11 protein-coding genes and 1 rRNA gene are annotated in these 15,334 nt (G+C 60.7%); 5 read left to right on the top strand and 7 right to left on the bottom strand.

Annotated elements, in window-relative coordinates; all coding sequences use genetic code 11:
• The 3 genes from rrf to G7Y50_RS11480 all read left to right on the top strand — a co-directional run.
• Positions 1-112: ribosomal RNA gene (gene rrf / locus G7Y50_RS11490) — 5S ribosomal RNA — on the top strand; the annotation flags it as partial.
• A gap of 237 nt (positions 113-349) precedes the next feature.
• Positions 350-1,486, top strand: a complete 1,137-nt coding sequence (galE, locus tag G7Y50_RS11485) for a UDP-glucose 4-epimerase GalE (protein ID WP_165056719.1) — start codon at positions 350-352, stop codon at positions 1,484-1,486.
• Positions 1,487-1,929: 443 nt separating this feature from the next.
• A complete protein-coding gene (locus tag G7Y50_RS11480; RefSeq protein ID WP_165056718.1) occupies positions 1,930-2,289 on the top strand; it encodes a helix-turn-helix domain-containing protein in 360 nt (119 codons plus the stop codon).
• Here the strand turns inward: G7Y50_RS11480 and G7Y50_RS11475 are convergent.
• The 5 genes from G7Y50_RS11475 to G7Y50_RS11455 all read right to left on the bottom strand — a co-directional run bounded on the left by G7Y50_RS11475 (position 2,286) and on the right by G7Y50_RS11455 (position 8,212).
• Positions 2,286-2,753: a VanZ family protein gene (locus G7Y50_RS11475; RefSeq protein WP_165056717.1), complete on the bottom strand. Its 468-nt coding sequence runs from the start codon at positions 2,751-2,753 to the stop codon at positions 2,286-2,288. The two genes, G7Y50_RS11480 and G7Y50_RS11475, sit on opposite strands and share 4 nt — an antisense overlap.
• Entirely contained in the window at positions 2,753-3,580 is an 828-nt protein-coding gene (locus G7Y50_RS11470) for an HAD family hydrolase (RefSeq protein ID WP_241156645.1), read from the bottom strand. Before G7Y50_RS11470 ends, G7Y50_RS11475 begins: the two co-directional genes overlap by 1 nt.
• A 176-nt stretch (positions 3,581-3,756) precedes the next feature.
• A complete protein-coding gene (locus tag G7Y50_RS11465) occupies positions 3,757-5,682 on the bottom strand; it encodes a diguanylate cyclase domain-containing protein (protein ID WP_165056716.1) in 1,926 nt (641 codons plus the stop codon).
• A gap of 268 nt (positions 5,683-5,950) precedes the next feature.
• Entirely contained in the window at positions 5,951-7,111 is a 1,161-nt protein-coding gene (locus G7Y50_RS11460; RefSeq protein WP_241156644.1) for an aldo/keto reductase, read from the bottom strand.
• Between the two features lie 216 nt (positions 7,112-7,327).
• On the bottom strand, positions 7,328-8,212 hold the full coding sequence (locus G7Y50_RS11455) for a LysR family transcriptional regulator (RefSeq protein ID WP_165056715.1): 885 nt from the start codon (positions 8,210-8,212) through the stop codon (positions 7,328-7,330).
• Between the two features lie 142 nt (positions 8,213-8,354).
• On the opposite strand from G7Y50_RS11455, the gene G7Y50_RS12225 reads away from it, so the two are divergent.
• Entirely contained in the window at positions 8,355-8,921 is a 567-nt protein-coding gene (locus tag G7Y50_RS12225) for a DapH/DapD/GlmU-related protein (RefSeq protein WP_165056714.1), read from the top strand.
• 162 nt (positions 8,922-9,083) lie between these two features.
• Here G7Y50_RS12225 and G7Y50_RS11445 read toward each other — a convergent pair whose 3' ends face one another.
• Both G7Y50_RS11445 and G7Y50_RS11440 read right to left on the bottom strand, forming a co-directional pair.
• Positions 9,084-9,863 carry a hypothetical protein gene (locus G7Y50_RS11445; RefSeq protein ID WP_165056713.1) on the bottom strand — a complete coding sequence of 260 codons (780 nt, stop codon included), beginning with the start codon at positions 9,861-9,863 and terminating at the stop codon, positions 9,084-9,086.
• Complete coding sequence (locus G7Y50_RS11440) at positions 9,848-10,801, bottom strand: hypothetical protein (RefSeq protein ID WP_165056712.1); 954 nt, start codon at positions 10,799-10,801, stop codon at positions 9,848-9,850. The genes G7Y50_RS11445 and G7Y50_RS11440 overlap by 16 nt, the downstream gene beginning before the upstream one ends.
• Positions 10,802-11,178: 377 nt before the next feature.
• Between G7Y50_RS11440 and G7Y50_RS11435 the strand changes: the two genes are divergently transcribed.
• Positions 11,179-15,334: InlB B-repeat-containing protein (locus G7Y50_RS11435; protein WP_165056711.1), on the top strand; the 4,156-nt coding region annotated here is incomplete at its 3' end.

The raw sequence follows: 15,334 nt of genomic DNA, 5'->3' as shown, positions 1-15,334 counted from the left end.
CGGAACCATGGAGCGGGGGATCACCCGATCCCATTCCGAACTCGGAAGTTAAGCCCCGCGTCGCCGAGAGTACTGCAGCGCCAGGCTGCGGGAGGCCAGGGAGTTCCGCTCATGAGGGGTGCTTTCTTTTTTGCGGGGGCCCTGCGGGGCCCCCTCTTGCTTCTACGGTGCTGTTTTGCGAAACGCGCTTCGCAAGACAGCCCGGGGGAAAGAGCAGGGGCTCGCGCGTGTTTCACGTGAAACATTTTGGGGCGGTTTCGAATGCTGGTATCATGTTGCGCTAGTCAGTTTTCCGCTTTGCGCGCGTCTTGTGCGCGGGGCGCTCGGAAGGTAGGAGAAGGAGAGCAGCATGGCGAACAAGGGTCTTGCTAAGGCCGCAGCTGATACGACGGTTCTCGTCACGGGCGGCGCCGGGTTCATCGGCAGCCACACGGTCGTGGAGCTTCTGACGCGCGGGTACCGCGTAGTCATCGTCGACGACTTGAGCAACTCGAGCGAGGTTGCCGTCGACCGCGTGCGGGCCATCGCGGGCATCGACGCAGACTCCGAGCGACTGACGTTCTACCAGGCGTCCATTCTCGACCGTGACGCGCTCGAGAAGATCTTCGGGCAGCATGACGTTGACGTCATCATCCACTTCGCCGGCTTCAAGGCCGTGGGCGAGTCGGTGGTGAAGCCGCTCGAGTACTACTGGAACAACATTGCCGGCACGCTGGTCCTCGCTGACGTGGCGCGCGCCCACGGCGTCAAGAACATCGTGTTCTCGTCGAGCGCGACGGTGTACGGCGAGCCGGAGTTCATCCCGATCACCGAGGCGTGCCCCAAGCATGAGGCGACGAACCCCTACGGGCAGACGAAGAGCATGCTCGAGCGGATCCTCACGGACCTCTACGTGGGTGACAACGAGTGGAACATCGTGCTGCTGCGCTACTTCAACCCGATCGGCGCGCACGAGAGCGGCATGATCGGCGAGGATCCCAAGGGGATTCCCAACAATCTGCTGCCTTACGTCGCGCAGGTGGCGGTTGGGAAGCTGGAGAAGGTCGGCGTGTTTGGCGACGACTACCCGACGCCGGACGGCACGGGCGTGCGCGACTACATCCACGTGGTCGACCTCGCGCGCGGGCACGTGGCGGCGCTTGATTGGATGGGCGGCAAAGTCGGCACGGGCGAGGCCATCGGCATCGGCTCGATCGCCGGCGAGGCGGCTGAGGACGGCTCGCGCCGCGGCGTGGGAATCTTCAACCTGGGCACCGGCACGGGCTCGAGCGTGCTGGACGTCATCCGCGCGTTCGAGAAGGCGTGCGGGCACGAGGTTCCCTACGAGGTCAAGCCGCGCCGCGCGGGTGACATCGCGGAGAACTACGCGGCGTGCGACAAGGCGCGCGAGGAACTCGGCTGGGTTGCGGAATACGACCTGGAGCGCATGTGCGCCGACAGCTGGCGCTGGCAGTCGACGAACCCTGACGGGTACGCGACGGCGTAGCGCTAGCGCGCTGGCGTGCTGGCACGCTGGTGTGTTAGCGTATTGACGCGCTGGCGCTTCGGCGCCTCAGCGCTTTGGCGTCTCGGCGTCTCGGCGCTTCGGAGCTTCGGCGTCTTGGCGTCTCGGTGCTGCCTGCTGCAGGACCGCTTGTTTCTTTGGGGCTGTTTTGCGAAACGTGTTTCGCAAAACAGCCCCATCTTTATTGTTCTTCCCCGCATGTGTCTCGCTCACCTTCGTTCGCCTTGCCTGCGGCGCCTGCGGTGCTCGCCTTGCCTGCGGCGCTTGAGGCGCTTGAGGCACTCGCGGCGCTCGCGCGCGGGGACTGGTTTCTTCGGGCAGGCTTGGTTTCGGGGGCTTTACGCGAGCGGAACTTTTAAGGCGTTTTGGCTATTTGTAAATGACGGTTTGCATCATGATATGCACGGCAGATTAGGCTTTCTGGCATGCCAACTAAGCTCCTGAACACACCCCACACCCCGCTGCCCGAGCACGCTTCGCTCGGGTTGGAAGAGGCGTTTGTGCTGGGCTACAACGTCGAGCGGCTCCGGAAGCTCGCCCATATGGACATTGCCACGTTTGCCCAGGTCGCAGGCATTACGCGCCCGACGGTCTACAAGGTGGAGCGCGGTGAGTCGAACCTGAAGCTCTCCTATCTGAGGAAGATCGCCGACGCGCTTGACGTGAGCGTCATCGAGCTGCTCACGCCGCCGCACAGCTCCCTTGACAGCTCCTACTACCAGCGCCGCTGCTTCGACCGGGCGTCTGAGCGCAAGGAGAAGGCAAACCGCAGCGCGCAGCGCTAGGCTTCGCGGCGCTTCCCTATCAGCCACCATGCGCACGCGCCGAGCGTCGCGCCGAGCGTGTCGACGATCCAGTCGATAGGGTCGCAGGCGCGTCCCGGCACGAAGATCTGGTGGATCTCGTCGGTGACGCCGTACAGGCTCGCGCAGATGACGGCGATAGCCACGGCGCGTCGCGCATCGATGTTCAGCCGCAGCGCGTTCTGCAGAAGCGCGCCGAAGACGGCGTACTCGCAGAAGTGCGCGATCGAGGAGATGACGTCGACGTCGGGCCCGAACAGCGCCGCCTGAATGCCGTTCAACCACTGCTTTACCTGCGCGATCAGGTCAGTTCCCTGGTCGAAGTCGCTTCCCGTGTGCGCCGACATGAAGAAGATGAAGCTCGCCCACACGATGACAAGCGCCCATGACGCGACGGTGCGCCGACGTGAGGCGCGTCCGGACGAAGCTTGCCCAAAGGCCGTCATCACGCGCCCCCTTCGCCACGCGCCCTCCCCGCAAGCGCGACGAGCTCAAGCGGGTCGCTGACCATGAGGTCGGGTTCGGCGCCTTCGGCAGCGAAGTCCTCGACGGCATGGTAGCCCCACGTCACGCCCACGGCGTAGGCCCCCGCGTTGCGCGCTGTGCGCACGTCGCCCGGCGAGTCGCCGACGTACGCCGTGCGCGCGGGCGTGGATCCCAGCTCGGCGATGGTGCGCAGGAGGCCCGTGGGGTTCGGCTTGCGGGGAATCTCGTTGCATTCGCCGTGCGCGACGTCGAAGCGGCCGGGGAGGCACTTGCCCATCACCTGGTGAACGCCCTCGTCGAACTTGTTCGACAGCACGCCGAGCTTGCATCCGCGCGCCCGCAGCCCGTCGATCATCTCCTCGACATGGGGATACGGGTGCGTGAGGTCGTTGTCGTAGGTGGGGAAGAGCTCCTTCCAGCGCGCCATGGCCGCCTCGGCCGCCTCGGCGCCCGTGCCTTCGGGCACGGCCTGGTACATGAGGGCGCGCACGCCGTTGCCCACGTAGCTGAGGATCTCGGCCTCGGTGCGCTCGGGGTAGCCCGCGTCGCGCAGCGCGCGGTTCGTGATGACCACGAGGTCGGGCAGCGTGTGCAGCAGCGTTCCGTCGAGGTCGAAGATGAAGGCGTCAAGGCGCGGCTGCTCGCTGTGCGCAGCGGCTTCGGTCGCGCTCGCGTGCGGGACGGGCGTGTGTGGGGCGGGCGTGTGCGGAGCGGGCGCCCCGTCGCCCTCATGGGGCACGTCACGGGGCGCGGGCGTTGCGGGTGCGTTCTCGTCGGTGTGGTTCACGTAAGTCTCCTTGAATTCGAGCTCAAGCGAAGACCATCATACCGCGCCCGCGCGCCCTTCGCGGCGCTTCGCACAATCACCAGAGCCTGCGCGGGCAGCCGCGCGCTTCGCTCCGCGCTTCGTTCGGGGGCTTCTCCTCGCGCTTCCCAGAGCCCGCGCGGGTGGGTGAGAGCTCCCTACAGGTAGTCGCCCTTGCGCTCGCGCTTGTTCGCGTACATGAGGCGGTCGGCCCTCTTGATGGCTTCGCGGTAGTCCGCGTCCCTCCGCGTCAGGCTGTACCCGAGCGAGAACCGCAGCGGAATCTCGAGCGCGTCGTCGAGCTGCGCGTGCGTGCGGTCCTGCATGCCGGCGAGCTCCTCCAGCGTGCCGAGCAGCTCGCCCTTGCTCTCGTAGCCGTAGAGGAACAGGACGAACTCGTCGCCGCTTTGCCGCGCCACGACGCTGCGGTGCGGGCCGAAGTCCTTGATGATCTCCGAGACGCGCCTGAGGTAGATGTCGCCCTTGTCGTGCCCGTAGGTGTCGTTCACCATCTTCAGGTCGTCGGCGTCGATCATGGCGAAGGCGCTGAATCCGAGCTCCCCAGGGGCCTGGAACAGGGCGGCGAGCTTGCTGTCGAGGCCGCGGCGGTTGTACAGCCCGGTCAGGGGGTCGCGGTCTCGCTCGCGTTCGATCTGCTTGCGGCGCATGACGGTCTCGGTGACGTCGATCACCACGCCGAACACGCTGCTGTGCTCGACGGTCTCCCCGATCTTCAGGTACTTGCCAGGGCGCTTATCGCCTTCGCCGGGCAGGAGGAAGATGCTCTCCTCGCCGGGCACGGGGTTCGCGCGGATGCCGTCGATGAACTGCTCGAACCGGTTGAAGTCGGCCGCGAGCTCGGTCAGCTGCGCGTCGGTGAGGTTGAGGACCTCGGGCAGGTACTCGGAGCATACGACCTGGCCGGTGGCCTCGTTGTGCTCGTACACCCCGATGAGCAGGTTCGTCTTGGCGAGGACGTACGACATCTTCTCGCTGTTTCTCAAGATCGCCTTGATCATGACGTTGAGGTGGTCGCTGAGCTCGGAGAACTCGCGGCTGCCGCGCACGTCAACCGTCTCGTTGAGGTTGCCTTGGGTGATGTGGCCGAGCTCCCGGTTGACGTCGTTGATCTTCCCGACCACGAACCGGTTTATGCAGAACGAGATGGCGGCCGACAGGACGCCCACGACGAGCGCGAGGCAGAGGAAGAGCAGAAGAGCGGCTTCGGGGATGCGGTGGTACAGGTCGGCGTTCGACACGGTGCGGCCGAGGTAGACGTCATCGACCTGCTGGAACACGCAGAACGACTGGCGTCCGTTGACGGTGGCGGAGAAGCCGTCTGGCTTGCTCTCGATGTCGTCGATGCTCAGGCCCACGTCGTTCGCCGTATGCCCGACGTCGCTCTCGTTCGTCGAGCCGATGATCCGGCCGCTCCTGGCGTCGATGGCGAAGTAGCTGGCCTCGGGGTTCACGCGGAACAGGGAGAAGAGGTAGGAGAGCTCGTTTTCCTCCGTGGCCTTCATGACCCTGGTCGGCTCCATGCCCACTTCCACGATGACGTCGCCGTTGCGGCTCCAGATGGCAGAGTACTGCATCATCTTGCCTTCGGCGGTGTTCGGGGTGATCTCCTGGACGAGCTGCAGCGACTTGTCCTCGAGCATCGGCTTGAAGAAGCTCATCTGCTCGCCGGAGTCGAACGTGTAGCCGTAGTACTGCGGGTGCGTGCCGGCGAAGATGCGCCCGGTCTCGTCGAAGATGTGGATCTCGTCGACGCCGGAGATGAGCGCGAGCTCCTTCATGCTGTCAACGCTGCTGATGACGCCGGGGTCGCCTTCGATGACGCGCGCGATGACGGAGGCGTTGTTCAGGCACTCCCGGTGGTACTCCTCGTGCGCCTCGGCGATCGCGCGGTCGTTGTCGTTGAGAACCTGCTCGATCTGGGAGAGGGTCTGCGTGGCGATGTCGTAGGCGTGCTTCTGCTCGTTTCCGATCTGGAGGCAGATGGTGGCGCCCAGCAAGACGATGATGGAGACGAGGGAGAGGGCGACCACGTATCGGCGCAGGATCTGCCTCAGCGTGCTCACGTATGCCCCCTCCTCTTTCGATAAGCCACGTGCGCCGGTGGCGCGATGGCGACCTGCGCCTCATGGGATGCGAAAGCGCAGCATTCCCAGTATAAGCGGATTGTGACGAGCGTGCCGCTTGATTCTGCGGGAGGTTAGGGGGGAGGGGTGACAAATAGCGAGCAGAGGTGCGCGGGAGGAGGTGGTGAACAGCGGCGAAGGGGCGCGACTTCGCGCCCCGGGCGCCGGCGACGCCGTGCCCCTTCGCCGCTTCGCCTGGCTTCGGGCGCTACTCGTACAGCTCGACGGCGCGCTCGAGCTGGCGGATGATGTCGATATGCTGGGGGCACATGGCCTCGCATTTGCCGCACTTGACGCACGCGCCGGCCCTTCCCTCGGCGGTCTGCCAGCTGTAGAGGTCCTTGACGAAGGCGTGGTCGCCGGTCATCGCCTCCAGGTTCAAAAGCTCCATGACCTGGGGGATCTGGACATGCGAGGGGCAGCCCTTCATGCAGTAGTTGCAGGCCGTGCAGGGAACGCCCGCGAGCGAGCGCAGCACGCCGATCGCCTCGCCCAAAGCCGTCTCTTCCGCGGGCGTGAACGGCGCATTCGCCGCGTAGCTTGCGACGTTCTCCCTCATCTGCTCGATCGTGGACGCGCCCGAGAGCACGGCCAGCACGTTCGGCAGGTTCCAGCAGAAGCGGTACGCCCACTCCGCCTGCGAGGCGCGCGGATTGCAGGCGGCGAGGATGTCCGCAGCGGCCTGGGGCAGGTTGCACAGCCGCCCGCCGCGCGCGGGCTCCATGATGGTGACGGGCTTGCCGTGCTTCGCGGCCACTTCCATGAGCCGCCGCGCTTCGTTGTGCGGGTCGTCCCAGTCGAGGTAGTTCACCTGCAGCTGCACGAAGTCCATCTCCGGGTGCGCCGTGAGCAGCTCGTCCAGGCGCGCGGCGTCGTCGTGCATGGAGAAGCCGACGAAGCGGATCTTTCCCGCCGCCTTCTGCTCCTGTGCCCACTCCCACATGCCGTACGCGTCGAACTTGGCCGTTCGCTTGTCGCCGACGTTGTGCAGCAGGTAGTAGTCGACGTAGTCGGTTCCCATGCGTTCGAGCGAGGTGTCGAGGCAGCTCTTAGCCGACGCGGCGTCGGGCATGGCCCACGCGAGGCATTTGGTGGCGAGCGTGAACGACTCGCGCGGGTAGCGCGCGACGAGCGCTTCCCCGATGGCGGTCTCGGACGCGCCGTCGTGGTAGACGAACGCGGTGTCGAAGTAGGTGTGGCCCGTCTCCATGAAGGCGTCCACCATCTGCTTGAACTGCTCGATGTCGATGCTCGTCTGGTCGCTCTCGTCGAGCAGCGGCAGCCTCATGCAGCCGAAGCCCATCTTGGATTGAGGAATGATCGGAATGATCGGGTTGCTCGGATTGCTCGGGTTGATCGGATTGCCCACGAAACGCCCTTTCTCGTACTCTTGTTCAAGCTATAGGCTACCGTTCGCCGCGTCGAAAGTAAAATGCCCATGTGGCATGGCAACCTATGCGTATTTGGTATGAGAGGGGAAGATCATACCTGCTGGGTGGTGTCTCGGCGGTGGTTGGAAGGGCTGGCCGGAAGAGCTGGCTGGAAGAACGGCCCGGAGGAGCGGCTCGGCCAGTCCCAGGCCCGGTCAGCCTTGCGCGAGCTCCGTCACTCTGTCGAGGAACGCCTTCGCCGCGCGCGACAGGCGCTGGTCGCGTTTCCACACGAGGAACAGGTCGGCCTCGAGGCGCGGGGCGAGGGGGCGAAACGCCAGCCCGCTTCCCGCGGTCACGTCGACGATGCCGGCGAGGGCGACCGCGTACCCGAAGCCCTCCCGGGCGAACCGGGAGGCGTTGTAGGCGAGGTCGTAGGTGGCGACGACGTCGATTTCGTCCCTGTCCGGCTCGAACCACGACATGAGGTCGCTGCCCATGGCGGCGCGATACGGGAGGAGCAGGGGCCGCCCGATCAGATCCGCGCGCTCGATGCGCTCCTTGCGGGCCAGCTCGTCGCCTTCCCTCATCAAGACGCCCCAGGTGTCCTTGGCGGGAACCCGCAGGAAGCCGAACCTGCCGCTGTCGACGCTCGACACGACGAGAAGGCCCAGGTCGGCGGCATTGCGCTCCAGCTTCTCCATGACGAAGTCGCCGTCTCCGCTGAGCAGGCGGTACGTGACGGAGGGGTGGTCGCGGCGAAGCTGCTCGGCGGCGCGCGCGAGGAACGCGACCGCGTCGGTTTCGCCGCATGCGATGCGCACCTCGCCCGTGACGGCCTCCGAGCCGGCGGCCATGTCACACCGTATGGACTCCATGAGGTCCACCACCTCCTGGGCCCGCTCGCGGAACGCGCGCCCGTCCTCGGTGAGCGCGACGCGCTTGCCGCTGCGGTCGAGCAGCGCGACCCCCAGCTCGGCCTCGAGCTCGATCATCTGGCGCGAGAGCGGGGGCTGGGTCATGTGGAGGGCCTCGGCCGCCTTCGTGATGCTCCCCTCGCGGGCGACGGCCAGGAAGTACTGCATCGTGCGTATGTCCATCAAGGGCTCCTTGAGATTCCGTCTGCAACTGCACTCAGTATATCAATGCAGTATGGGAGTCTATATAAAATGCAACATTGATATGCGAAGGATCTCTGGCTAATCTTGTCTGAATTAATGGTTGTGCAAGAGGAGGCAGGACATGGAGCGCACCGAATACTTGGAGCGCCTTCTGGCAGGCGAGGCGGTGGAGGCCGGCAGCGAGATGCATCTCATGATGCACGACATAAGCCAGGAGGCCATCCGCATCTGCATGGACATCAACAGCACCTACCATGCGCCCGACGAGATTGCGGCGCTCATGGCGGAGCTGACCGGCAGGCCCGTGCCAGACGGCTTCGCCCTGTTCCCGCCGTTCAACGCGGACTGCGGCAAGAACATCTTCCTCGGGAGGAATGTGTTCGTCAACAGCGGCTGCAAGTTCCAGGACCAGGGCGGCATCTACCTGGGCGACGGCTGCCTCATAGGGCACAACGTCGTGATGGCCACGCTCAATCACCACATGGACCCCGCGCGACGCGGCGGCATGGTGCCCCAGCCCGTCAGGCTGGGCAACGACGTCTGGGTCGGGTCGGGGGCCATCATCCTGCCCGGCGTCACCATCGGAGACGGCGCGGTCGTTGCCGCGGGCGCGGTGGTCACGAAAGACGTGCCGGCGCGCACCGTCGTCGCGGGTACCCCCGCGCGCGTCATCAAACGGATCGAATAAGGCGCGCGACGCGAACGCGAACGACGGATGGTGCGGGCCCCGTGAGCGACGAGCGGTGCGAACCCGCGGGCCCGCGAGCGACGATCGGCCCAAACCCGCAAACCCGCGAGCGACAGACGACTCGAGCGGGGGTATGGGCGAGGCTCCTCGTAGGACAGTTTCTCAGAAAGCCCCGTTCTCCACAAGCTGCTCGTCAGCGCTTACGTATGAAGACTCGATCAAATCGGCCATTTCATCAGCGCTGATTCTGAGCCCCAGGTTCCTCATCATGTTGTCGTCCCAAGGTCGCTCTCTCGTAAAGCGCCTCACTTCGGAGACGACGCTCGAGGGCACCGTTATCTTTGTCCCTGGCGCGAACAGCGCGCACAGACGCAGCACGTCTCTTCGGTGCTTGTTTATCTCGTCGCTATGCACGGATTTGCCCGCGGCTCTGGCATCACGGAGGTTCGCCCATGCATGAATCTTGAAAACCGGGAGATAGTGAAGGCCGAGCACCGGGATGCCCTCCACGATCTCTGTGCCGCGATCCAGGAGGTCGTAATACTCGTCATCAAGCAAGATGGCAGATAGGCTGCCGGTCGCATCGATGTTTTGGAACCTCCCAAGGTCGGTCTCGATGCCCTCAAGGTGGTCGGGCCGCTTGCTGAGCAGCTCGATCTTGGGAGGGAAGCTCTTGTTGCTCGGCTTCTCGAAGCGGTACAGCACGTATTTGTCGGCCTTGCCTTTGTTTTGATAGCCGCCTTGCCTAATGAAAGAGACGAACCGCCTGTAAAACGCATCGTCGAAGGATTCGGCCACTATGACCATGTCAATGTCGTGGGTGGCTCTCTCTGGTGCGCCATACTGCGCCAGGATGAGGTTGCATGCCGTGCCGCCTATCACCACATACCGGGTCGGATACTCCTCGAACCACTCTCGGAAAACATCTAATCCCTGTACCATGGATACCCCCTTAGCGCCTCTCTGAGGGCGATCGAAATCCGCTCGTCTTTCTCGCCGATGGTCATGAACATGGTGAAGGGGTCGACCATTCCGCGCTCAGCAAAAGGGGTTGGATCGTACGAGAGTCGCTGGACGACGCATGATTCCTCAAGATAGCCGACATCAAGGCTCTCATCTGGCTTGACGTTGGGACCAGTTGCAACGACCATGTTCGACGGCGGCACGAGCTCGCTTCTCAGAGCCAAAGCCGACAGACCGCTGGCCAGCGCATGGTCCTCCATCGCGCGAATGCCGGTTTCGATCGACTTGACCGGGTCTCCGAAGAGCTTTTTTCCCTTGCGGAAGAGCTCTGCCCTGTCCGGAACGAAGTACTCCCTTTTGCGCTTCGTCTTTCCGCCGACCTCGTAATCGATGAGGCCTGCCTCGGAAAGGGATGAAAGCGCCCTCGAAGCCCCTGCAGCCGATATTCCCACCAGCTCCCGCAACCCTTCTTGCGAGAGGGGTTCGCTTTCCAAGAGGCAATAGAGAAATGCCTGCTGTTGAGCTGGTGTGAAGGCTCTGACCGCCGGCTTTCTCGTTGCGGCTGCTTTGAGCGCGACGGCGAGTTGCGGAAGGTACATATCACCCCGCTCTGTCAGAAACCCCCGTCTCATTGTCATGAGCGAACGCTTTTGGGATGCTGTCGCGGAAGGAAGAAAGATCGTCACAGGCTCACCGACGGCTCTCTCGAGCGCATCGAGGCGCTTGAGAGGCTCTTCCGCATCGGAAGTGCTTTCGGCGAATAGCACACTAGAGCCGAGGGCGTTCCCTCTATATAGGTTGAAGCTTCCGGAAAGAAAGGGGCTGAGCGGTACTTCGTCGTTTGCGCAATCGACGATCGCCGATCCATCTACGGCGCGCCGCAGAATGCTTTGTATGCTGTGAGAGGTACTATTCATCAGTGCCCTTAATATTCCACTCTAATTCAAATATTTTATATTGTTGAAATATTAACACGTTTATGGAAGATTTCAGTCCCGACTCAGCTATGACTCAGAATAGCACGGTCCGCTTCTTTGGACGTTTGAGGCAGTCTTTGTGCCAACTCCTAGAATCTCGTATCGAACGATTTGCTTTTGTCACCCCCCTGTAATAATCTGTTGTGTGGGTGAAAACACCTGTATACACGCATGTTTAGTGTTGGTAAAGCTCATGCGGGGATAAACGTTTGATACCCCCTCGTCATGAGCGCAGGCGTGTGATGGAAACCGCAAGCGCGCGGTCGCAAACGCGCGCGTCTTGCGGCAAGCCGCGAAGATGAAGCTGGGTGGTAGAGATGTTTGAGCGGATCATCGATGCAAGGGGAACGCTTGAGGGCAAGGTCCTCTCCGTGTTCTTGTCGGTTGTGCTCGTGCTGAGCATGACGAACGTGTTTGCGTTCGCCGAGGCTGACGCGAACGCTGGCACTACGGGCGAGCCCCAGATGGGGCAGGCCGTCGTGGAGAACAGCGAAGGGGTGAGAATCGGCGAAGCGGAGGTCACCTTCAACTTGACCAACGCTTATGTCGAAGTGCGCGGTCAGAAGCTCACCGGCCCCGATGTCGTGACGCTCAAGGTGTCCGACTCTGCCGACCTTGTGTTCAAGGCGATTGCCGAGAACGGCTATGAGGTCGTCAGCGTCAAGGCCAAGAACTCCGCAGCTGCGAACGTGCCCGTCACCACCCAGGACGGCACGTACACCATCGCTGCCGAGTACGTCAACAACACCCTCGAGGTGACGGTTGAGACCGAGCTCGCCGAGCTGGCCGAGCCCACTCCCTCCGTGACCGACGCCCTGACGGGCGACTCCGAGTATTCCACGGAGGAGCAGGATTCGGCTGCCGAGGCCGAGGGAACTGAGTCTGCGACCGACCAGCCTGCTGCAACCGAAGAGGATGCGGAAGCTCCTGAGGATAAAGAATCCGAATCCACCGATGCGGAAGCAACCGCCGATGCAACCGCGGCCGACGAAGAAACCGTCACCGTCCATGCTGACGTGAGCAGCCCCGCTTTCGAGGACTGGGCCTACGTGGACGACGTGATTGTCAAGGTGACCGCTGGCGAGGGCATCCTCCCCGAGGGCACCACCGTGCAGGCGAGCCGCGTTGAGCGTCAGGACGTGATTGACGCCGTGAGTAATAAGGTGGAGACGCAGGACAAGGAGCTCCAGGACGCCGTAGCTATCGACGTAACGCTGCTCGACAAGGACGGCAACGTCATCCAGCCTGACGGTGCCGTGAACGTCTGCTTCTTTGACGCTGATCTTCAAGGTAGCCAGATAGGTGTTTATCGCGTTTCCGATGACGCCGCGAACGTAGAAACTATCGGCGCGCGCCAGGCTGATCCTGATGTGCAGAGCTTTGACGTAGACCACTTTACTATTTATGTAGTGGCGGGCTCGACTGAAAATAAGTATGTTTCCTACGCCTTCTACAAGGGTGATACGGAAATCAACAAGCAGTTTGTTCGTGTGGGCGATATGCTGTACCAGCCATCCGTGCAACTTAACCCTAACGAGAAATTTAAAGGCTGGAAAGTCGGCGAAGAGTCGTTTGATGGCTTTGGCGTGACGACCGAAGAGATGTTCAATGGTTTAAATGGGACGCTCCAGGACAACGTTAACAACGTCAAAGAAGTGAGAGTTGATGCTGATATAGCTCAGATCGTGAAGATCAACTTTATTCAGATTATCAACGAGGAGGTCGATGGCGTCACAACCGAAAAGGAAGTGATTGTCGATACGCAGGAAGGCGAGGTTAACGCCACGGTTCCTTATGCAGATCCGCAGATTGATGTGCCAGCAGGTCAGGCTGTCGTCGGCTTTTCAACTGTAAAAGGTGCGAGTAATGCAGAGTACGATCTCTTTGGCGAGATTAAATGCGGTGAGTCCGACATAAACCTTTATGCAGTGGTGAAGAATGCCCACTGGATTACTTATGACGTTGATGGCGGCAGCCCCGTCGAATCACAATTTGTGCTTTCTGGTGGGAGGCCCGTGCAGCCCGCTGATCCTACAAAGCCTGGATATAAGTTCGATGGCTGGATCAATAGCGAAACCAACGAGGCTTTCAGCTGGAATGCGGAACTCACCGAAGACGTAGCGCTTAGGGCCCAGTGGACGCCAGACCAGGCAAATGTTCTTGTTATCTACTGGAAGCAGCGCCTGACTGACGACGTAAATGCTGCCGATGATCAAAAAACTTATGACTACTGGGACTCTCTCAGTGGTACTGCTCAAACTGGCAGCACTCTCGATGCAAGTCAATACGTACAACAGAAGAGCGCGCCGACAGGGTTTAAGCTTAACGAGATTAAATCCGATTCGAGTGTAGAGGTGAAAGCTGACGGAAGCACCATCGTTAATGTGAAATACGATCGCGTTAAGGTGACGGTGAATTTCAAGGGCGGCAGACAGCTTAAATGCGGTAAAGAAGCGCATGAGCATCGGGGTTGTGAATGGGGGTATACCTGCGGCAAAGAAACGCATAGGCATAATGCACAGAATTGCGGTCTCATCTGTAGCAAAGAGGAGCATACGCATGGCATTGTATGTAAGATTTTAGGCTGCAACGTAAAGCCACACGAACATGAAGATGGGTGCTATGCCTGCGGCAAAGAAGCGCATGAGCATCGGGGTTGTGAATGGGAGCATACCTGCGGCAAAGAGGTGCATTCGCATGTTGATGGATGCTACGAATCAGTGACCCGTTCCTATACGGGCCTATTCGGTGCGCCCCTGCCCGAGGGTGCGTGGGACTCTTCTTGTTTCTGGAAGCAACAAGGCAGTAATGACGGTGCGGTACTGTTAACCAGCTTCGACCTCTATACTGCTGGGTATAAGGAGTCTGAGCAGGATAAGCACAAGGATCATTCTTACACTTTTGCCTACAATAGAACACCGAGTTCGAACTCGAACAGCATCCTGTACTATAACGAGCAATACAATGGCTCATTTGTCTTGGCTCAGACAGTAAGAATGTCTTCCGACACTCTTACTGTTCAAGAAAAATATGAAGGCTATGAGTTGTTTAAGTATGCACGCGGCGCTGAGCAAAATGAAGGAAAGCTCACTAGAGATTGGTGGGATAACAAAGATAACGCATATGAGGGTCTAAGGTTAGAGGATTTTGGTTCGGTAAGCATCGCTTCCCTCCTCAAGAAGTACTCGTTTAAATACTATGACACGGGTACCCCCTTAGAAGAGGTCACGGACGTCAAATACACCACGCCGCTGAGCGGCTTCGCGAGTTACAGACCCAGTAATCCTCCCGAAGGCAAGACCTTTGACTGCTGGTGCGCAGACCCCGGCCTCACTACTCCGTTTGACTTTAGCACCACGATGCCGAACGAGAACGTGGCCGTGTATGTGAAATGGAAGGCGGAGACATATACCGTCGAGTTCGTTAATGGAGAGAGCACGCTGTCTTCTCAGAAGGTTGAGTACGGAGAGAAAGCAACCGCTCCTCAATCGCCAGTAAAGGAAGGCTACTACTTTGGAGGTTGGCAGACTTCGGACGGCATCGTGTTTAATTCCGAAAGCCCCGTCAAAGAGGGTCGCACCTACTATGCCCATTGGATCCCGAAAGGCGAGATCACGGTCCAGTATATGTTGGACAAGAACACCGAGTCTAGTATTGAGGATCCCAACAGCTACCGTGGTTCAGCTAATGCAATCGTGCGCGACGGCTCGAGCTTAAAAAAAGACAATGAGAAGTTCTTGTATTGGACCGAGAACAGCGATGGTAGCGGTGAAGCTCTCTATGCTGGCGATCGCATTAGCATGGAAACTGCCCAAAATGGCGTAGTGAAGCTTTACGCAAAGTTTGGTCCGCAGAATATTGCAGCGACGCTCACCTATGATGCCAATAATGGTACGGACGAGACGTACACCGATAACATTATTAATATAGAACAAGCTTCGGTGAAGTCTCTCGAAAGCGTTGACTTTACAGCGCCTGATGGCTATACCTTTGCGGGTTGGAATACAGCGCCTGATGGCGAGGGCACGTATTTTGCGGCCGGCAATCCGATTTATGTTAACGATACGGAGGTTGCGAGCAACAAGCTTTACGCAATCTGGCTCAAGATCGAAGCAGATGATCAGGAATACACATATGATGCTGCTGATCACGAATACGATCGGTCAAATGTAACCGTCAAGATAAAGCATTCCGGTGCCGATGTTGACTTGACTGATCAGTTCAATATCTCGGTCGTTGAAAAGGATGGCCAAGGTACCACCATTAAGAATGCTGGGACGCTAGAGGTGACCGTTGTCGCTACGGACAAGGTTACCGGCTTAATAGCTCTCAGCAAAGATGTGAAGGTGACCATCACCAGGGCCCCGCTCAAGGTGACCACCGAGAGCGCCTCCCGCGAGTACAACGGCCAGCCCCTGACCGCACCCGGCGAGGTTGCCGGCCTCCAGGGCGGCGAGGAGGTCACGTTCAGCG

This window comes from Adlercreutzia sp. ZJ176, assembly GCF_011038975.1.
GTDB lineage: Bacteria > Actinomycetota > Coriobacteriia > Coriobacteriales > Eggerthellaceae > CAAEEV01.
This window is presented reverse-complemented; position numbering and strand designations above follow the sequence as displayed.